At 67.7% G+C, this 18,846-nt stretch carries 15 protein-coding genes and 3 pseudogenes; 10 read left to right on the forward strand and 8 right to left on the reverse strand.

All coding sequences use genetic code 11. The features are described 5' to 3' along the window. Positions 1-18: 18 nt before the first annotated feature. The 4 genes from ACIF80_RS16850 to ACIF80_RS16865 all read right to left on the reverse strand — a co-directional run bounded on the left by ACIF80_RS16850 (position 19) and on the right by ACIF80_RS16865 (position 6,807). Entirely contained in the window at positions 19-3,309 is a 3,291-nt protein-coding gene (locus ACIF80_RS16850) for an amino acid adenylation domain-containing protein (protein WP_399805064.1), read from the reverse strand. A 133-nt stretch (positions 3,310-3,442) separates the two neighbouring features. After that, a complete protein-coding gene (locus ACIF80_RS16855; protein ID WP_399805066.1) occupies positions 3,443-6,025 on the reverse strand; it encodes a Pls/PosA family non-ribosomal peptide synthetase in 2,583 nt (860 codons plus the stop codon). Positions 6,026-6,042: 17 nt separating this feature from the next. Next, entirely contained in the window at positions 6,043-6,429 is a 387-nt protein-coding gene (locus ACIF80_RS16860) for a hypothetical protein (RefSeq protein WP_399805322.1), read from the reverse strand. Between the two features lie 159 nt (positions 6,430-6,588). Continuing rightward, the gene (locus tag ACIF80_RS16865; protein WP_399805069.1) at positions 6,589-6,807 is read right to left on the reverse strand and encodes a hypothetical protein; all 219 of its coding nucleotides are present in this window, start codon (positions 6,805-6,807) and stop codon (positions 6,589-6,591) included. A 1,023-nt stretch (positions 6,808-7,830) separates the two neighbouring features. On the opposite strand from ACIF80_RS16865, the gene ACIF80_RS16870 reads away from it, so the two are divergent. The 3 genes and pseudogenes from ACIF80_RS16870 to ACIF80_RS16880 all read left to right on the forward strand — a co-directional run. Next, a complete protein-coding gene (locus ACIF80_RS16870; RefSeq protein ID WP_399805070.1) occupies positions 7,831-8,262 on the forward strand; it encodes a transposase in 432 nt (143 codons plus the stop codon). After that, complete coding sequence (locus ACIF80_RS16875) at positions 8,232-8,804, forward strand: transposase (protein ID WP_399805073.1); 573 nt, start codon at positions 8,232-8,234, stop codon at positions 8,802-8,804. The genes ACIF80_RS16870 and ACIF80_RS16875 overlap by 31 nt, the downstream gene beginning before the upstream one ends. 228 nt (positions 8,805-9,032) lie before the next feature. Beyond that, positions 9,033-9,448 (forward strand): annotated as a pseudogene (locus ACIF80_RS16880) (1-aminocyclopropane-1-carboxylate deaminase); the annotation flags it as partial. 15 nt (positions 9,449-9,463) lie between these two features. On the opposite strand, the gene ACIF80_RS16885 reads toward ACIF80_RS16880, so the two are convergent. Continuing rightward, a complete protein-coding gene (locus tag ACIF80_RS16885) occupies positions 9,464-11,056 on the reverse strand; it encodes a Na+/H+ antiporter (RefSeq protein ID WP_399805076.1) in 1,593 nt (530 codons plus the stop codon). Positions 11,057-11,116: 60 nt separating this feature from the next. Between ACIF80_RS16885 and ACIF80_RS16890 the strand changes: the two genes are divergently transcribed. From ACIF80_RS16890 to ACIF80_RS16910, 5 genes and pseudogenes are all read left to right on the forward strand, one after another. Continuing rightward, positions 11,117-11,377, forward strand: a complete 261-nt coding sequence (locus tag ACIF80_RS16890; protein WP_399805079.1) for a UBP-type zinc finger domain-containing protein — start codon at positions 11,117-11,119, stop codon at positions 11,375-11,377. Between the two features lie 131 nt (positions 11,378-11,508). Then, positions 11,509-12,371 (forward strand): annotated as a pseudogene (locus ACIF80_RS16895) (IS5 family transposase). A 227-nt stretch (positions 12,372-12,598) separates the two neighbouring features. Continuing rightward, entirely contained in the window at positions 12,599-12,973 is a 375-nt protein-coding gene (locus tag ACIF80_RS16900) for a hypothetical protein (protein WP_399805082.1), read from the forward strand. Between the two features lie 1,141 nt (positions 12,974-14,114). Then, on the forward strand, positions 14,115-14,771 hold the full coding sequence (locus ACIF80_RS16905; RefSeq protein ID WP_399805085.1) for an HAD family hydrolase: 657 nt from the start codon (positions 14,115-14,117) through the stop codon (positions 14,769-14,771). A 31-nt stretch (positions 14,772-14,802) separates the two neighbouring features. Continuing rightward, on the forward strand, positions 14,803-15,030 hold the full coding sequence (locus ACIF80_RS16910; RefSeq protein ID WP_399805088.1) for a hypothetical protein: 228 nt from the start codon (positions 14,803-14,805) through the stop codon (positions 15,028-15,030). 159 nt (positions 15,031-15,189) lie between these two features. Here ACIF80_RS16910 and ACIF80_RS16915 read toward each other — a convergent pair whose 3' ends face one another. Both ACIF80_RS16915 and ACIF80_RS16920 read right to left on the reverse strand, forming a co-directional pair. Further along, positions 15,190-16,395 (reverse strand): esterase/lipase family protein, encoded by a 1,206-nt coding sequence (locus ACIF80_RS16915; RefSeq protein WP_399805091.1) that lies wholly within the window; start codon positions 16,393-16,395, stop codon positions 15,190-15,192. A gap of 281 nt (positions 16,396-16,676) precedes the next feature. Next, positions 16,677-16,994: pseudogene (locus ACIF80_RS16920) on the reverse strand (transposase); the annotation flags it as partial. A 306-nt stretch (positions 16,995-17,300) separates the two neighbouring features. On the opposite strand from ACIF80_RS16920, the gene ACIF80_RS16925 reads away from it, so the two are divergent. Together ACIF80_RS16925 and gvpJ are read left to right on the forward strand one after the other, a co-directional pair. Then, positions 17,301-17,552 (forward strand): hypothetical protein, encoded by a 252-nt coding sequence (locus ACIF80_RS16925; protein ID WP_399805094.1) that lies wholly within the window; start codon positions 17,301-17,303, stop codon positions 17,550-17,552. Between the two features lie 307 nt (positions 17,553-17,859). Then, the gene (gvpJ, locus tag ACIF80_RS16930) at positions 17,860-18,225 is read left to right on the forward strand and encodes a gas vesicle protein GvpJ (protein ID WP_399805307.1); all 366 of its coding nucleotides are present in this window, start codon (positions 17,860-17,862) and stop codon (positions 18,223-18,225) included. Positions 18,226-18,590: 365 nt separating this feature from the next. On the opposite strand, the gene ACIF80_RS16935 is transcribed toward gvpJ, so the two are convergent. Further along, positions 18,591-18,833, reverse strand: coding sequence for a hypothetical protein (locus ACIF80_RS16935; protein ID WP_399805097.1), 243 nt, complete (start codon positions 18,831-18,833; stop codon positions 18,591-18,593). Between the last annotated feature and the right edge of the window lie 13 nt (positions 18,834-18,846).

An 18,846-nucleotide genomic window follows, 5' to 3' on the forward strand; every position in this document is an offset into this window, starting at 1 on the left:
TGTGCGGCTGTGTGCCGCTCAGGAAGAAGGCAGTGGTTCGGCGGTGCGCAGCACGGCCTGCGCTGTCTCGATCGGACAGCTGCGCAGGAAGTAGTGGCCGCCCTCGGCGAGTTCGTGCAGGTCGACGTGGGCCGCGAGGAGCTCCCAGTCGCGGTGGCGTCGCGGGTGATCAGCCGTCATCGGGTCGTCGGTGGCGACGACCACGGTGGCCGGCACGGACAGCTTCACCGCCGGGGGAGTGTCGAGGAGATCTGCGAAATAGCGGTGTGCGGACACGCAGTCGTGCCGGTAGGCCGCACCGATGTGCTCGGCGCGCTGCGCATCCAGCTCATGGAGCTCGGCGTAGCCACTGTCCGCGCTCAGCTTCGCGGCGATCTCGGCGTCGCTCAGTTCGGCCAGCTCGGTGACGGCGTCGCGCCGGTCAGCGGCATTGCCGAGCAACTGCGCGCCGATGAAGACCCGTTGGACCTCCACCCCACGCTCGTCCAGCTGCCTGGCCGTCTCCACGGCGAAAGCCGCGCCCGACGAGTGACCCCACAGCAGAACTCCGCTCAGGTTGCATTCGGTGATCTCGGCGACGACCCGAGCGACCACATCTGCCATCGACGCGAAAGGCTCGCTCTCGGCGGCCACGTCGTGACCGGGCAGCTCAACGGCGTAGACCGCGAGCCCACTGCCCTGCAGCGCCCTGGCCATCGGCTGGAAGTTCACCGCGTTGCCGCCGGCATAGGGGAAGCACACCAGGGCACCAGTCGGCGCACCGTCCGGTTCGCACAGCGGCTGAAGGAGCCCGGAACGCCGATCGGACCGGCCGTCGACCAGCGCGGCGAGATCGGCGAGGACCGGATGTTTGGTCACGTCCTTGAGCGATACCGCGCGGTCCAGGGTGATCACCAGCTGTACAGCTGACAGCGATGTGCCGCCTCGGTCGAAGAAATGGGCCCGTCGGTCGATCTGAGCCCGCGGGATGCCGAGCACTTCCGCCCAAGCGGCCGCCAGGCGCTGCTCGGTCGGCGTATCCGGCAGGTGGGGGCCCTCTTCGTCGTCTTCGACGAGGTCCGGTTCTTCCACGAGCGCTGCCAGTGCCCTCTTGTCGATCTTGCCGTTGGCGGTCAGCGGCAGCCTTTCCCGCCAGTGGAAGGCAGACGGCACCATGTACTCCGGCAGCGACTCGCCCAGCCAGTCCTGCAGGACTTCGACGGGGAGCGACCTCGGGCCGGAGTAGAAGGCCACAAGGTGCTTGCTCCGGTCGGGCCGCTCGGTGACCACCACCGCACCGTCGCGGACGTCGGACACCTGCAGCAGGGCGTTCTCGATCTCGCCGATCTCGATCCTGAAGCCACGGATCTTGACCTGGGTGTCGCGACGTCCGAGGAACTCCAGCTTGCCCTCGGGGAGCCAGCGGCCGTGGTCGCCACTGCGGTAGAGCCGTGCTCCCTCGTGGTGCGGATCGGGCATGAAGGCCTGCTTGGTGCGGCCGGGGTCGTTGACGTATCCACGGCCGACGCAGACACCGGAGAAGACGATCTCGCCGGGGGCGCCGAGTGGCACCGGTGACAGGTGCTCGTCGACGACGTATACGTGCACATTACTGACGGGGGGACCGAGTGGGACCCGTTCGCGGTCCGGCACCCGGTCCAGGACCTCGTGGTTGGTGTCGTCGCAGGTCTCGGTCAAGCCGTAGGCGTTGACCAGCTTGATGCCGGGCTTGGCCGCGAACCAGCGCTGCGTGAGCTCCTTCTTCAACGCCTCACCGGTGACGGACACGCACCGCAGGCCGGGCAGCTCGCGCGGGTGCTGCTCCAGATACGTCAGGACGACTTCGAGGTACGACGGCACGACCTGGAGCACGGCGGCCCGGCTGCGGGCGATCCTGTCGACGAACCGCTGGACGTCCAGGATCACCTCCTGCTCGACCAGCACGGTCTGCCCGCCCACCAGGAGGGCGGACAACAGTTGCCACAGCGAAATGTCGAAGCACTGTGGGGCGGTCTGAGCGACCACCTGTCCCTCGTCGACGTCGAGCTCCAGGTCCTCGATCTTGGCGTAGAGGTGGTTGAGCATGCCCGCGTGCTCGCACATCGCGCCCTTGGGCTCTCCAGTGGAGCCGGAGGTGAAGTAGATGTAGGCGAGTTGGTCCGGTGCGACGGCGATGCCCAGGTCGTCGTCGCGATCGCCCTCGTCGTACGCCGTGCCGATGAAGAGCTTCTGGACTCCTGGTAGCGAGTCCAGAGCCTGGTCGAGCGAGTCGGTGCTTCCGGGTTCGGTGAGCACGAGCCCGCACTCGGCGCGGGAGAGCATGGCCGCGATGCGATCGGCCGGGAAGCGCGGCTCGACGGGCAGGTACACGCCTCCGGCCTTGAAGACCGCGAGGACGGCGGCCATCCAGTCCAGGTTCCTCTCGGTCACCACCGCGACGACACCTTCGCGTCGCAGCCCTCGCGCCAACAGGGCTCGTCCCAGCCGATTGGCACGGGCGTTGAGCTCCTGGTAGGTCCACTCCCGGTCGCCGTGCACGGCCGCGATGGCATTCGGCTGCAGCCTCACCCGCTGTTCGAACAGTTCGTGCATCCGGGCGTCCGGCAGGGTACGGCGTGGTCCGGACAGCCCTTCGAGCTGGAACCGGCGCTCCTCGTCGGAAAGCAGGCTCTGCCGCGCGTGCTCGGCATCCGGATCCGCTGCGACGAGTGCGAGCGCGGTGAGGTGGTAACCGGCGATCCTGGCGGCGTAGTCCGCGTCGAGTACGTCGGTCCGGTACCGCAATCGCAGCGTGGGCCGGCCACTGCGCTCCGAGAATGCCATCCACAGCACGGTGTCTCCGGCGAGATCGTCGGCGACGCCCGTCGCACAGGGACCGAAGGCCGGATTCGGATCGAGGACGGTCTCGATCGACGGTTCGGTGAGGTCCGACTCGCGCCTGAGTTCGTCGACCGGAAAGTCCTTGTGCGACAGCAGTTCCGACGCGACACGATGGGTGTCAACCAGTAGTGCCCGCCATGATGCCGGCGCGGTCGTCAGCCGGCAGGGCAACGGTTGGCCGCCCTCCTCCACGACGTAGCCGGTCGTGACCTCGTGCTCGCCCGACAGCACGGCGAGTACCTTGGCGTGCGCGGCCAACATCACGGAGCCGAGAGGCATGGTGAGATCCTCCGCCAACCGGCGCAAGGCGCTCATGACGTCGTCCGAAATCGTGGCCTCGTGCTCGTCGACGCCCGTCATCGGACGGAGCGTCCACCGAGGGATCGTGGTGGACCCGCCGGTGACGAGCACACCGCGCCAGAATTCCCGGTCCGTCACTCGCGTTGCCATCGATCAGTCCCTCTCCACTCGCCGTGGCCACCATGTCTGTCGCCGCCGGCCGGGCCGGCGCCTCTGTCGTCGTTGCTGTCGGCAGACCGGACTGTCCGGCCGGTCGAGCCGGTTCGACCAGGACGGTCCTGTGCTACCCCTGCCGCGCCAGTACCGGTGGCTGACCGGGGGCATCGCTCATCTCCGTGGCCGGGTTTCCACCCCACCGCGCGTGCTGCGGGACTTCCTCGCCCTTCATGAGGAAGGAGTCGGGTGCAAGTACTGAGCCGTCACCCATCGTCACTCCGTAGTGGACGTGGGAGCCGACACCGAGGGTGCATCCGTCCCCTATCGTGCTGCGGTCGGACTTGAAGGTGCCGTCCTCCTGCGAGTGGCATTGGATCTTGCTCCCCGCATTGAGGGTGCAGTCGTTCCCGATGGTGGTGAGCATCCGCTCCGTCAGATAGCAGCCGTCATCGAAGATCCTGCTGCCGAGCCGGACACCCAGGAGCCGCCAGATCACGTTCTTGAAGGGGGTGCCGTTGAAGATGTTGAGGTACTCGTCAGGAACCTTCCACAGACGCTCGTGCCACCAGAAATACGGGTCGTAGATGGAGCACAACTGCGGTCGCAGCCCGCGGAAAGCCACGATGGCACGCTCCACCAGTACGAAATAGAGGGGAGTGAATGCCAGGGTGACCACCAGGAATGCCGCGATCGCTACATATCCGAAGGCGCCGTACAGTTCAACATCCGCGAGGGCAAACACCGTGAGGACGAAGAAGAAAAACCACCGTACGAGCAGGAAGAGGACCATCGACCGGATGTTGCAGCGGTTCTTGGCGGCGAGGTTGCGACGCAACTCGGCCCCGGTCCGCATGTGGTCGAACCGCAAGTCGCGCTCCACCGACCGGGGAATCTCGAAGCACGGCGAGCCGAGTAGGCCCACCCCCCTGCGTACCTCGCCATCGAGTGGAACCATCACCTTCGTCGCGAGGAGACAGTTGTCGCCCGTCTTCGCCCCGGACGGGTACGCGATGTTGTTCCCGAGGAAGTTGTGCCGCCCGATCGACGCACGGGACACCCGGAAAGACGTGCTCGAAAAGTCGGCATTGACGATCGACAGGCCGTCAGCGACCATCGTACCGCTGCCGACAAAGCACAGATACGGGGTCTCGTGCTGGACTTCCGTGCCGAAGTTGGACCCGGTTTGCTCCACCTGGGACAGGTCGTATCCGAGGCCGCGCAGATAGTGGACGATGTAGGAACTGTCACCGAAGAGCCATTTGAAGAACTTCACGTTGGTGATGCGCGCGATCGCCCGGTGCGTTGAGTAATGAAAGCCATACAGGGGGTATACCTTGCCCGGCTTGACGAGCAGATTCAACAGGCGTGGCACGGTGAACAGAAAGACGACGCCCAGGACGACGAAGCTGAAGAACAGAACGCAGGACACGATCAGCGCATCGACATAGAGCTTGGACGACACGAGCCCTGCCACGCCCGATCCCAGCCGGTCGTTCAGCGACGGGACTTCTGCCAACAGCATGTACAGGCCCCCGACGGCCAACGGCACGGAGAGGAAGAACAGCTGACCCACTGTGGCGAGGCCGAAGCCTACCCGGCGCAAAGTGCCGCACCTGGCGGGAGGGATCCGCACGTAGTCGACCTCGGTGCGCTGCGCCGGAGATCCGTGCCACCGCTGGTCGTCGGGGACCGTCTGGCCGCTGTGCAGTGATGATGCATGACCGAGTTGCGCCCCGTCGCCCATCGACGTGGCAATGTCGAGCACGGTCTTCTCGCCGATGAACACATTCTGACCAAGGGTGACCGGACCCGTCTGAATACGGCCGGCGTGTGCCCGGTAGCAAAGGAAGAAGGACTCCTTGCGGATCACTGTGCCGGCGCCGATCGTGAGCAGGTCGGTGCAGACCGGAACGTTGCGCGAGAGGATCGTGACACCCGTGCCGATGTGTGCGCCGAGTGCCCGTAGGTAGAGCACATACAGGGGATTGCCGACGAAGAAGACCATCGGGTTGGCGTGGAGCAGCACCTTGACGGTCCAGAAGCGCAGATAAGTCAGACCCCAGACCGGGAACGCGCGTTCTTTCCACCGGCCGATAAGGATCCATTTGGCCGCGATCGGGAAAGTGCACACGCCGACGAAGCCGGCGCCGCCGAACATGACCGAGCGCAGGTAAATTTCCGTCACGTTCGAGCCGGCGGATATCCATGCATAACCACGTGCGGTGAGAATTGCAGCGAGGGAAGAATATCCTAGGAAAAGCAGGAACTGTAGCACACCGCAGAGGACGTACTGCAGCGTACCGATGGGAGTCGTGGCCTCCGAGGATGCTGGGTCCGGCGAGCTGACGGGGGCGGGTGTGGCAGCGATACCGGTTCCGGCATCGGTGCCGGCATCGGTGAGCGCCGCCGCCAGGCTGCGGATCGTCCGGTGACGGTAGATGTCCTTTATCGACACCGACGGCAAATCCGCCCGTTTCCTGACGCGTGCACAGAATTGCGCCATCACCAAGGAGTTGGCGCCGAGGTCGTCGAAGAAATTACTGTCGACCGACACGTGCTCGACGCGCACGACGCCGGCGAGTACCTCGGCGAGGTTCCTTTCCGTGTCTGTCGACGGGCTGCTTTCTTTCGATGGGCCGTGCGTCCTGTGTTCGGCGACTCCAGATTCATCCGGCACGGTCGTCAGGGACTCGGCAGACTTCTCCAGCATGCAAGCTCCTTGAGCACTCACGGAACCATCACGTTCTGGTCCCCGTCATCCGTCGACGGGGTGCCCCTCGACTCGATCATGGTGGCGAGATACGAGGAGTCGTCGATGCCGGAGGACTCGGGTGCAACGGCCTCGGCACCGGGTGTGAAGAGCAGATTCGTATTACTGAGATGGAACTCGCGGTGTGGTGTCTTTGCCCAGCTCGGATTCACCGAATGGGTTCCCGGGAGATCCTTCGTCGTTCTGTGGGTCTCGGTGCGGTGACCGAGATCGCCCGGACCGGGAAGCGACGCACCAAACCCGCAGCGGTGAGTGATGGGGATCCTCATCAGTTCCGGGTCCTGATCTTGCGCAACGTTGAGTTGAGGACGGGAAACGCCCGGCTCCTCGAACGGCTGCGGCATTCCGAGGGGAACGTCACGGCACTGCCGGTCCCCTCCCGCCCCCGGACCACCGGCAGGTCCGCAGGAAGTGCACGGTGAGGTGCTTCTCGGCCAACCTCTGTGCATCAACGGCGAGGGGCGCCGCAGCGGAATGACTCTGTCGCGGTCCGTGATGCGGGCCTAATTGCGGCAGTGCCGGTTGAACGCCTGGTGGTACGCAACGTCGTACCCGGACCTGTATCCGTCGCGGTAGCCGCGTCGGTGGTCACGGTTGCCCTGGCGGCGGGTCCGGTCGTCGTAGTTGTCGCGGTAGTCGCAGTGGCGACCGTCCCTGCGACCGTCGCGCCGGTAGTCCGCGATTGAGGTGGGCGCCAGAGCCTGGCCGGCCTCCGGTGCCACTGCGGTCGCGGTCTGAGAACGGCAGCGGAGGCTTGCCAGGCCGCGGTTGATGGGATCGCAAAGGCGGTGGCGAAGACGAGCGGACTCACGAGTGAGACCGCAATCTTCCGTGCACGCATGGCGATCTCCTTCCGGTAGTGAGGCTTTGGGGAAGCTTGACCGCACTACCCAGGTAATGAGAGAAACCGGGTGTTCGCTGCAGACGGCGCTGCGCGAAGGGGGAAGGTGGCCGCGTACGGGTGGTCGCCTTGCGTTTCCTGTGCCCCCTGTGCAAGGGCGGGGTTTGCTCATGACGCGGTCTTCATTCCTTGGTACCTCACTTCCGCTTGCCTGTCCTGTTTTCGGCAACGTGTTCGGGTGCGAGTGGGTGGTGGGATGGCAGCGGATGGACGTCAGCGGAAGCGCGACATGTATGTCCTGGTAGTGGGTGTGGGACGGAGGCAGTGCTCCGTCGTTCTCGCGGTCGGCTCGAAGCTTCCGGTGTGGGTCCAACACCCAAGTCGGTGCCCGTGAGCGTTTCGTGACGGGCAGTGGTGCGCTTGCAGGCACGGCTTCCGGTGATCACGGAATGCCGAATCCGCTGATCACCGCAACGAAAGACCGTGCCTGCTGCGCCATCACCCATCCTTGTCGGGCTGGGCCAACTCGCGGGCTGTGATCCGGCCCGCCCCGATGAACTGCCCGACCTTTAGCCCGGCCGTCCCGCCTGTCCGATCCGCGCCGCCGTCGGGGTCGCCGTCACCCACTGTGAAGCGTCGCTTCCACACCGGCAGCTCTGGGTCACTTCTGTGGCACCAATAGGGCGGCCCCTGTAACCACTCGACCCGTGTAGCTTCCCGAGCATGCGCTGGCGTGTGATGGAATTCGGTAGTGGCAAGTAGCGGCACCGGCTGGGAGCACTTGGCGACACTTCCTTTAGTAGTGCTTCGTCACGTTGGGTGATCTCGCCTGGTGGTGGCATCTTGCTGGTGTGAGACTGGGGAAGTGGAACGGCTCCGGGGTGAGTGTTATCCGCGGGGCCTGATGCTGGACGGCCGACGCAAGTCGATCCAGCCGATGGCCGAGCGTCTGCCGGACGGCGACATGCAGGACCTGCAGCAGTTCGTGAATCAGCCGCCGTGGCACCCGCTGCCGGTGCGGCAGCGGATCGCCGAGCGGTTGCGCAAGGCGGTCCGTCTCGGGTGCGGGTGGTCGATGATGTCTCGTTTCCCCAGTGCGGTACCGCGTCGGCCGGGTGGCCGGCAGTGCTGCGGTGCGCTGGGCAAGCGGGCCAACTGCCAGGTCGCGGCCACCGGCACCGCGTCCTGCCCGCTGGAGTGGGAACTGCTCCTGCCCGTGGAGTGGGCGCACGACGATCTGCGGCGCCGACGGGCCGGGGTGCCTGACGAGGTCGGCCATGGGTCCAAGACGCGCCTGGACCGGGGTTGCTGGACAGACTGGCCGCGCAGGGTCTGATCGTGGCCGATGCCGGCTACGGCCGCAGCGTCTCCTTCCGGCTCGCGTTGGAGGAACGCGGCTGGTCATACATGGCGGCGGTGGACCCCAGGGAGATCGCCCGTCCGGCCGCGGCCGAGCCGTTCCAGCCCGTCTACGGAAGGTTGGGACCGCCCACCCTGCCCCGCTACCGCGAGGCCGCCAAGCCTCTGATGACGTTCGTCGACGCTGACGCACGCTTCGAGTCGGTCACCAGGTGTCAGGGCAGCAAGGGCGCAATGACCTCGCGGTTCGTGGTGCTCGAAGTGCGGCTCTCTGGCAAAGAAGCCTCCCGCACCGCCCAGGAGAAGGCCGGCGGACGCAGCCGGTGGAACGGCGTGCGGCCCCTGCTGGTCGAACGGCCCGAGGAAGCGACCGAGCCGACCGGCTACTGGATGACGAACCTGCCCGTCGCCACCCCGGTCACCGACCTGGTCCGGTGGGCAAAGAGGCGCCGGCACACGGGTCCAGCGCGATGCCGTGCCCGGTATCCCGCAGGTCAGCCAGGTGGAGCAGATTCCTGAAGGAGATGCTCCTTCTCCGCACCACAGGAGTTGAGCCAGAACCTTGTTTTGGGACCAGGGTTCCGAGTTCTTCTGGCTCCACCCTTGGAGTGCTGGAGGGAAGCCCCGCGGGCTGGATCCGGCGCTGCCGCCGTACCCGCTGGTGAGGAGTCTTCTTGACGCGGCTGCCACGGCGCTGCACCTGTGGACGTGTAGCTCTCGGACAACCAGTGACGCAGTATCGCGAACGGAATGGGGCTCGCCGGTGAGATGGACAGGACACGCGCTGTGGTCGCTGTGGCCTGCGGCACCGGCGGCACGCTCGCCGGGCTGCCCGCCGGACTGGGCTCCCGGGGCGTGCGCTGGGCGTTCCGGTACCCAAGGGCGGCTTCCTGGCCACGGACATACGGGCGCTGCAGGCCGGGGCGTTCGACGGTGTGCGCGGCGACTGGCCTCTCGACGACCGCTTCCACTTCGACGGTTTTGCCCGCACCCCCCCGGAACTCGAGGAGTGCGCCCAGGACCTCGAACACCGCCACGACATACCCGTCGAACGCGTCTATGCCGCCAAGATGCTGTACGCCCTTGTCATCCTGGCCGAAGAGAAGGCGTTCCCGCGCGGAAACACGGTCGCCGCCGTCGTCACCGGGCACCCCTTCCCGTGAGCACCGGGAGCCGTGCTATGCCGTCTCCCGGTACACCGCTGCCTCCTCCAGGTCCAGCCGCCGCAGCAAGGTACGCAGCATCTCGTCGTCGAGGTAGCGGGCGTCGCGGAGTCTGACGAACACGTCACGCTCCGCGCTGATCATCTCCCGCGACAGCCGCCGGTAGGTGTCGTCCACGGACTCCCCGGTGACCGGGTTGGCCTGGCCCAGACGTTCCCAGACGGCATTGCGGCGGCGCTCCAGGACGGTGCGCAGACGGTCGGCGAGCGGGGCCGGAAGAGCGTTGCGCTCGTTGGACAGGAGCTCGTCCAGCCGCTGCTCGGCGACCCGCGAAGCCTGCGCCTGGGCGTTGGCCTCCGCGAGGGTCTCGGCCTGGATGTCGCGCCCGGGGATCTTCAGCAGATGAATCAGCGGGGGCAGGGTCAGACCCTGCACCACCAGCGTGCCGATGACCGTGGTGAAGGTCAGGAAGAGCAGCAGGTTGCGCTGCGGGAAGCCGGCGCCGCCGGCGGTGAGCGGGATCGAGAAGGCGATGGCCAGCGAGACCACGCCGCGCATGCCGGCCCATGCGATGACGAACGGCGACTTCCAGTCGGGTCTCCCCTCGCGTTCCCGGATCCGCGCCGACAGCAGCGGTGGCAGAAAGGTCGCCGGGTACACCCACACGAACCGCGCGACGACGACCACCGCGAAGACGGCCAGCGCGTACCAGGCGGCCTCGGCGCCCGCGTACTCCCCGAGCCCCTTGAGGACGATCGGCAGTTGCAGTCCGATGAGCGCGAACACCGCGGCCTCCAGGACGAACGCGACCATCCTCCACACCGCCTCCTCCTGGAGCCGGGTGGCGAAATCAACCTCCCACGCGCGGTGTCCCAGGTAGAGCGCGACGACCACGACCGCGATGACCCCGGAGGCGTGCACCTGCTCGGCGGCGGCATAGGCGACGAACGGGATCAGCAGGGAGAGGGTGTTCTGCAGCAGCGCCTCCTTCACGTGGGTGCGCAGCCAGTGCAGCGGAACCATCAGCACCAGGCCGAACGCGAGGCCGCCGAACGCCGCGAGCAGGAACTCGCCGATCCCCCCGGCCCAGGTCGCGCCCTCGCCGACGGCCGCCGCCACGGCCACCCGGAACGCGGTGATCGCGGTGGCGTCGTTCAGCAGGGACTCGCCCTGGAGGATCGTGGTGATCCGGGACGGCAGTCCGACCCGGCGCGCCACCGCCGTCGCCGCGACCGCGTCCGGCGGGGCCACCACGGCACCGAACACCAGAGCCGCAGTGAGCGACAGGCCCGGCACGAGCAGGTACAGGGCCCAGCCGACGACGAAGGTCGCGAACAGTACGTACCCCACCGACAGCAGCGCGACCGGCCGCAGCTGTGCCCGCAGACCGAGGTAGGAGCTGTCGGTGGCAGCCGTGTGCAGCAGCGGAGGCAGGATGAGCGGAAGGACGATGTGCGGGTCGAGCGTGTAGACGGGCACGCCGGGGACGTAGCCGGCCGCGAGACCGGCGGCGACCACCAGGAGCGGGGCCGGCACCGGAGTGCGTCTGGCGGCAGCGGAGATCGCGGCACTGCCCGCCACCAGCAACAGCAGCGGCATCACGTCCATGTCGTGCCCACCCTCGAATCTCCGCGCGGTGATCCGTGCAACCGTCGTAATCTGGCCATCATGAAACAGTGCACGCACGCCGACGCGCTGCCGCTCCCGGAACCCGTCCCACTCACCAAGACGTGTCCGGAGTGTCTGCGGGACGGCACGGATCCGGTGCAGTTGCGCCTGTGTCTCAGCTGCGGTCACGTCGGCTGCTGCGACTCGTCGCTGGGACGGCACGCGACGGGGCACCACAGGGAAACGGGCCACCCCGTGATGCGTACCCATGAGCCCGGAGAGAACTGGCGCTGGTGCTTCCTCGATCACGTACTCGTGTGACCGGACGGGGCCCGGGTGCCGGACGGATCGACCGCCTGACGTCTGGGCACGCCAATCCGGCGCGCGCTCTTCCCCTTCGGGCCCGCAGGCCCTGAGCGTGTCTCCTTGGTGGGCTGGTCAGTTGATCGGATGTGCCTGTCCGGTTATTGATCACTGATGCGATGTGGGATCGGATCGAGCCACTGACGCCGGCCGATCCGGTCCGCGGGCGGCGGTGAGCCGTCCACCGTCGCACCCTCAAGGTCATCGCGTGGAAGTACCGCACCTGCTCGCCCTGGCGCGACCTGCCTGCCGAGCTGGGCTCGCCCCAGACGGCGCACAAACGCCTGATCAGGTGGGCTGTGGGCGGCACCCGGGAACGGATTCTCGCCGCCGCCCTGGCCGCGGCGGACGCGGATGACGATGCGGGCCGGACGGTCTTGGCGGACTCCACAATCTGCCGGGCCCACCAGCATGAGGCCGGTGCTGGGAAAAAGGGCTCCACGCCGGTCCGAACCCAACGATCACGCACCCGGACGCTCTCGCGGTGGCCTGAGCGCAAAAGTGCATCTGGCCGGTGACAGCCGGGCACGTCCGTTGGCCCTCTACGTCACCGCAGGCCAGGCCGGGGATGCACCGGCATTGGAGGGCCGTCATGGCCGGGATCCGCGTTCCGCGACGCGGACTCGGTGGAACCCAGGACTCGACCGGAGGCCGTCCTCGCGGACCGCGCCTACTCCTCCCGCGCGATCCGCGGTCATCTGTGTCGGCACGGCATCCGCGCTGTCGTCTCGCAACCCGCCGACTAGGTCGGACACTGCTTGCGGCGAGGCCGTGCCGCAGGCTGTCCGCCGTGCTTCGATACGGAGGCATACAAGCAGCGCAACACTGTCGAGCGGTGCATCAACCGCTCAAGCAGTGGCGGGGTCCGGCGATGCGCACCGACAGGCTTGCCGTGGCCTACCAGGCGGTCCTGCACCAGGCGCGACGGCCGCCCCGCAAACGCGCTTCGTAGTGCCCGGGCCTCATGGTTCCGGGCAGCGAAGCCCTCCGCTGGTCCACGTGAATGATCAGAATGTCGTAGCTGTCGATGACCTCGGAGATGCCTCGTGTCTGGATGGTGTCCCGCCATGCTGCAGCGGCCCAAAGAGGCAGACCCTAGGCGTGGCCGAGGAGGCCCTGGCACTGGAACGGGCCGGCTGAGCGGCCTGACTGTCGGACCGCGCCTTTACAGTCGCCCGCATGACCAAGCCGTTGATCCGGGCCATCGAAGCCGCCGGGAAGTCCATCGACGACCCGTCGGAGGTGGCCGTCCACGACCTGCTTGCCGACATGAATCTGTCGCACCCGTTCGTGATCGTCGAGCGAACCGACAGGGAACCGGTGGACCAGCACTTCATGCAGGTCTACCTGAACGATGACTTCAGCTACCAGGTCGAGTACCGCGAGGGCGGTGACCACCTGCACTTCGAGGCGCATGTGCCGTGGCAGGGGGACATCGTCGGGCCCGAGCCGGTGGCCAAGGTCATCGGGGACTGGATGCGCGGCGGCGACAACTGGCGCACGGCACTGCCCTGGACTCCGCTCTTTCCGGTCGGCAACTGCGGCCGAGGGTGATGTGCGGCTGCCAGGTCTCCGGCAGGAGCAGGGGGCGCGCCTGGCGTCCGGGACGGCCGCCTTCGCCGTTCAAAGCCGCAGAGAGATCCGGCGGAAGGAGACGCGTCACCGTAGCGGCCTCGCTCAACGCCTGCTCGCGAGGCAGACCCTTCTCCCTTGCGCCGTTGCAGCTCATGCCGTCGCACAGCGTCCGCCACAGCCATCATCACCAGGCGTCACGCCAGAACAGGCGCCTGCACCCTCTTGCCCACCGCATCGCCGCGGCCGACACCACCCCGGCGGCAACACCACCACCTACGGTTGGGACGGTCGCAACAACCTCGTGAAGGCCGAGCTGCCGACGGGCGCCACCGCCCGAGTAACGGCCGACGAGCCGGGCCGGCTCTGAAGACGGCGGCGCATCATGATTCATCCGATCCCACGGTCACCCAGGCCCGGGTGTCGAGCGGCGGTCGCCCTCCAGGCATCAGGGTTCGCGGACAGCAGAGGAGCGACCAAGGGAGTGAGGACGTGGACCATCTTGTTCGCCCATCGATGGGAGGTGATCAGGATCCGCTTCGCGGAGAGCAGCGGCGTGTCGGCCAGCTGCGGGTGGGCCCTCCGCCGCGTCCGGCCCGGCCTGCGCCCAGGTCCGCAGAGAGGTCACGAAGACGCGCCCGAGGGCTTCCAGGGGAAGGTGTCCTCGCACGGCCCGCCCGCGTCCGGGCCCGGCAGCGCGGTGATCGGGGCGACGATCCGTTCGGCGACGTCCACGAGCAGCGCGGCATACGCGGCTCGGCGCCGGCGAACTCGCGGACGGCTTCGACGACGCCGGCCCGGACGGTCCGGAGGTAGTAGAAGGCGCTGATGGCCGCGTCAGGGGGCATCGGAGCGAGCGGCGTGGTGGTGTCGGGCATGAAGGCTCCTCACGCACGGGCCGCCTCGCTGATCGCGGCAGCCTCACGAGCGATGCTCGGGGCGGGGCCTGTGGACGGAGTCCGCGCACCGGCGGTGAGCAGCCGTCTCCTGGCCGCCGCGCCACGTTGCACTCCGGTCGGAGTGACGAGCCCCTGACGTGGAACCCGTATCGACGCGGACGTCCGTGACCCACAGGACGACACACGTTCGCGGCACACGACGACAGAGAGGAAGGGGCCCGCGCATGGAACGAGCTGCCCTGTTCGACGTCGACGGAACCCTCGTCGACACCAACCACCTCCACGTGACCACCTGGTGGGAGGCGTTCCGGCAGACGGGCCACCAAGTGCCGATGCACGCGATCCACCGGGCCGTCGGGCTTGCCTCCGGCGACCTCGTCGCCCATCTGCTCGGGGACGACCGGGACAAGGACCTGGACGAGGAGCTGAGCGCCGCCCACAAGGCCCTCTACGGGCAGTACTTCGACCGGCTGCCCGCGCTGCGGGACGCCGGTCGGCTGCTGCGCCGCCTCGACCAGGACGGCTGGACGGTGGTGCTCGCCACCTCCGCCGGGGGCTCGGAGCTGTCCGCGTTGCGCCGGGCGATCGACGCGGACGATGCGATCAAGGCCACGGCCAGCGCCGACGACGTGGAGCAGGGCAAACCGGCCGCCGAACCCGTCGAACACGCCCTGGAGCTGGCGGGGGTGCCCGCCGAGCGCGCGGTGTTCGTCGGTGACACCGTGTGGGACATGAAGGCGGGCAGTAACGCCGGGGTGCACTGTGTCGGCGTGCTGTGCGGCGGGATCCCGCGCGCCGACCTGGAGGAGGCGGGCGCGCGGGCGGTCTACGACGACCCCGCCCAGCTGCTCGCGTCCTTGGCCGACAGCCCGCTGGCATGAGGAACGATCACCGCGGGATGCCCACAGGCGCATGATTCGTGTGACGGAGGCGGTACGACGGGAGACGGGCGCCGTCGTCGATGCCGCGCTGCCGTTCGGCTTCGTGGCGTTCTTCGTCGGCGATCCACCGTCGGGCGCGTTCCAGGTCACGCGGCTGCACGCGCTCCAGGGAGCGCAGCAGCGCGAGACGTGCAGCACCTGGATCGTTCACGCATTCGATTCTGTGATGCGTTGGCCAGACAGCAATCCCTGCGGGTGAGTGATCCCTCGCAGCGAAGGTCGAGCGTTCTCACCGAAGACAGGTCGGGTCGGGTGCTTTCTCAACGAAGGTTGAGCGGGCTGGTCAGAGCGCGGCTCAACGAAAGAGCCGCCGTCCGCCCGACGTGAGCGGACAGCGGCCCCGGTCAGTGCCCGGCAATCAGTCGGGGAGCCGGTCCATGAGCCAGGTGCACAGCTCCTCGGTGATGGCCGTGTGCGCGGTGGTCGTGGACGAACAGAGGAAGTCGTCGAGCTCGCTCTCCTCCGGGGCCAGTCCGTTGATGTTCACGTACAGGTCGTCCTGCTTGTCGATGTCGCGGACCGCGACCGCGCTGACCGAGGGGACGAAGCACACGTCCTCGTGCCGCAGGTCCGCCTTGCCGCCGAGATGCTCCATCGCATCGGCGAGGATCTTGTAGGTGTGCAGGGTTCCGCCCGGCGCGCCGTCCAGTTCCGGGAAGCCGCTGGTCGTGATGGTCTTCTCGGCCTTCGGGAACCTCCGGTTCAGGTAGGCGGCCGTCGCGTCGTCGCCCTGGGCCTGGGTGTAGAAGGTGGTGCCCGGGTAAATCCGGTCGACCCGCAGCGCGACTTCGCCGGGCTTCACGTCCGGCAGGCCGACCCCGTCGCCGCGACCGTTCGCCACGCCGATCGTCATCGGGATCTGCGGCCAGTTACCGACCCGGTCCAGGGCCGTCAGGAACTCAGTGCGCTCCGGGGCGACCCCGACCTTGCCGGTGTCCTTGTCGTAGTGCCGCCACAGCATCTGGCGCGCGGCCGGGCTGTTCATCTGCTTCGCGAAATTGTTCGGGAAGGGGATGAAGTGCGAGAACGCCTGCACGCCGACCGGGATGGAAGCGCCGCGGTGCGGGCTGTCATAGGAGAAGTACAGCCCGGTCCGGTGGTCCATCCGCTGCGTCTCCAGATGGGCGAGTGCGTAGCGGGTGACCACGCCGCCCATGCTGAAGCCGCCGACGACCAGGCGGGCGTCCCCCAACTGCTCGGCGATGGCCCGCATGATGGCGGCCTCGGCCGCCTGAGCGTTGTCCAGGATCGACGCGCTGCGCTCCTCGAAGCCGAGCAGGATCACATCCCTGCCGCGCCGGCGCAGCTCGGAGATGAACGGGAAGCCGCTCTCCAGCCCTTGGTAGAGCGTGTCGAGCCTGCTCCGGCCGAGATTGAAACCGTCGGCCATGATCACGGGCCGGACGAGACCACCGCGGTTGCCCTCACCGGGGAACACCCAGGCGAAGCCGTTCGGCAGGGCCCATTCCTCGCGCTCCGGTACCTCGATCGGTTCGGCGGGTTCGGTGGTCAGCGGACCGCCGAGGGTGAAGATACCGACGTTGGGCTCAGTCGTCGCGGACATGGTCGTACTCCTTGTGGAAGGGACGGGCGAGAGGACGCCATCATGAGGGGCAATCCGGACGAAAAACCCTTCTGAACTGCGCAGTTCACTACATCGGATGGAGCGCGTACGGGAATTGTTTAGGGTGCCCGGTATGCGCCTTTAGTCTGTTCTCGTCAGTCGCCTGTTCCGCACCGAACGCACACCGGGAAGACACGACACCGCCGAGGAGAGCTGCTCGTGACGATCACCTCGCCGACGCCCGGGCCGCGGCGCCGCCGGGCTCGCGGGGCTAAGAGGTCCTAACAAAGGCGTTGGACGTGTCGGTGGGTGATGAGGCAGGTGGCGAGGCCGAGGAAGGCTTCGTGGATGTCGTCGCGTCGTTCCCAGCGGATGCGCAGGCGCCGGAAGCCGTGCAGCCAGGCAAAAGTACGCTCGACCACCCACCGGCAGATGCTGAGGCCGGTGGCGTGCCAGGTGCCGCGGCGGGCGATGGCCGGCACGAGGCCGCGGTCACGGACCTGGTCTCGGTAGATGTCGTGGTCGTAGCCGTGATCGGCGAAGAGTGAATGAGGTCTGCGGCGCGGGCTGCCGACGCGGCCGCGGACCGGCGGGACCGCGATCCTGGCAGGCTGCGGCGCTCCACCGGCCGCACCCCGATGGAGGACCCTCGGCGATGTGATGCTGTTGCGGCCGGGCGTCGGGGGATGATGGACGGGCGGGGCCCGCACCGGTTCCCGAGCCGGCGCGGGCCCCGCACGGTGCCCCGGGCGGCACGGTCCCTGCACGCCTTCGCCCCGTGGCGCGGCAACCCCCGGCCTGGGTAGCGAACTCCTCGGCCAGTGCCTCGCAGGACCAACAGGGCCACCAACGACTCGGACGACTTCGGGCTCTCGGCAGCTTCTCCCGTAGGACCTTCAGACCTGGTGTGCCTGATCCAGGCCCGAGGCTGCGACGTGCTCAGCCTCGACCTGCCGCCCATCGCCCGCGCACTGGTGCGTACCGGTCCCTACAGCCAGGTCCGTATCCTCGACCCCGCAACCGGCCGCTATCGGGCATGCGGGCCGGCCGATCGCAGCGAGGTCCTCGCCACGATCGGCAGTCACCTGTTGCAGGTGGAAGCCGGAGTCCCCTTATGGCCCGGCGTCGGCCTCCTCACATCCGTGCACCCCTGGTGAACTGCCTCGGCGCGGGGAAGCAGACCGGTACGGCTGGCAGCCGGGCTCCGGCTGTCACCACTGGCTGATCCCGGGTGATGGGCGGGCTTTCCAGGAACCAGACAGGTAGCGCAGGGCGTGAGTGTGTGGTTACGGGTTATTCGAGGTGTATGACAAGGCGGTTGCTCGCGCGGGGACATGCTGACTGTCCAGCAGCCGGGAACCACGGGCTTCTTCGGGGCTGCCATCACGTTCCCGGATTCCAGCGGCCGGACATGAGGGGAACCTCCGAGCGGGGCCACATGGGATAGGGAAGGGGCTGATCGTGATGACTGTGGTTGCGCAGCAGGGCGGTGGGGGAGGCTCCAGCGGCCTGTATGACGTACTGGAACTGATTCTTGACCGAGGGCTGGTGATTGACGCGTTCGTGCGGGTCTCGCTGGTCGGTATCGAGATACTCAAGATCGACATTCGGGTCGTGGTGGCAAGTGTCGACACCTACTTGCGCTTCGCCGAGGCGTGCAACCGTCTCGATCTGGAGGCGGGACCGCGCAAGCCGGCCGGGCTCGCCGAACTCCCGGGACGCATCAACGAGTCGGGGGCCCGCGGCATGACCAAGGGAGTTCTGTCCGGTGCCGCGCAGACGATCTCCGACGCCTTTCAGCAGGCCCGCGGCGAGGCACGGCAGAAGTAGGGTGCTGCACGCAGGTGGGGTGAAAAGCACTGAGAGCAGCCAGAGTTGGCGTACCGGAGCTCCCGTTGGACCTCGGCGTGCCGCTGGAGAAGGTGTCCACGGCGATGGCTTCTACGGGCTGATTGGCTGACAGCTGGACGTTGAGCGTGTGGACGTGGGCGGCATCCACGTCACCCGGGCCCGGGTGCGGATAGAGAATGAGGCGAACGAACGACGGGCGGCGGAACTGCTCCATTTGTTCGCCCCCGCAGCACCGTTATGGACCTCGCTCGCTGGAGACGACGGGCCGTTGGTACTCCAGCCGTAGTTCGCGTTCTTGATTTGTCAGCCGCTACTCCAGTCGTGCCGCACGCGGTGTGTAATGCTCACGGCCCATGGGCGAGATCCGCGCCGCCGCCGGCCTCAACCAGCCAGGACAACGAACCGTTGCCGAACGGCCGGCCGGTGGTGGCCACCTGAACCCGGCCGCCTTCCGATGCATCGGTGCCTGCGTGCCGCCACCGGCTGCGATCGTCACCGGCCCCATTTTCGGTCGGGTCGAAGCAGCACAGCCAACTCGACAGCGTCCACGGCCCCTGGCCGGCGGCCGCCCTCTGCTCCGGTGTCATGGGCGCCGCCCTG

The sequence above is a fragment of the Streptomyces sp. NPDC085927 genome (assembly GCF_044540975.1).
Taxonomy (GTDB): Bacteria; Actinomycetota; Actinomycetes; order Streptomycetales; family Streptomycetaceae; genus Streptomyces; species Streptomyces hirsutus.

Coding starts and splice junctions, on each gene's coding strand:
- ACIF80_RS16870 (WP_399805070.1), top strand. CDS start 7,831: ATGCTGGACGGCCGACGCAAGTCGATCCAGCCGATGGCCGAGCGTCTG.
- ACIF80_RS16850 (WP_399805064.1), bottom strand. CDS start 3,309: ATGGCAACGCGAGTGACGGACCGGGAATTCTGGCGCGGTGTGCTCGTC.
- ACIF80_RS16860 (WP_399805322.1), bottom strand. CDS start 6,429: ATGCCGCAGCCGTTCGAGGAGCCGGGCGTTTCCCGTCCTCAACTCAAC.
- ACIF80_RS16910 (WP_399805088.1), top strand. CDS start 14,803: ATGATTCGTGTGACGGAGGCGGTACGACGGGAGACGGGCGCCGTCGTC.
- ACIF80_RS16935 (WP_399805097.1), bottom strand. CDS start 18,833: ATGACACCGGAGCAGAGGGCGGCCGCCGGCCAGGGGCCGTGGACGCTG.
- ACIF80_RS16915 (WP_399805091.1), bottom strand. CDS start 16,395: ATGTCCGCGACGACTGAGCCCAACGTCGGTATCTTCACCCTCGGCGGT.
- ACIF80_RS16900 (WP_399805082.1), top strand. CDS start 12,599: ATGACCAAGCCGTTGATCCGGGCCATCGAAGCCGCCGGGAAGTCCATC.
- gvpJ (WP_399805307.1), top strand. CDS start 17,860: ATGACTGTGGTTGCGCAGCAGGGCGGTGGGGGAGGCTCCAGCGGCCTG.
- ACIF80_RS16855 (WP_399805066.1), bottom strand. CDS start 6,025: ATGCTGGAGAAGTCTGCCGAGTCCCTGACGACCGTGCCGGATGAATCT.
- ACIF80_RS16905 (WP_399805085.1), top strand. CDS start 14,115: ATGGAACGAGCTGCCCTGTTCGACGTCGACGGAACCCTCGTCGACACC.
- ACIF80_RS16885 (WP_399805076.1), bottom strand. CDS start 11,056: ATGGACGTGATGCCGCTGCTGTTGCTGGTGGCGGGCAGTGCCGCGATC.
- ACIF80_RS16890 (WP_399805079.1), top strand. CDS start 11,117: ATGAAACAGTGCACGCACGCCGACGCGCTGCCGCTCCCGGAACCCGTC.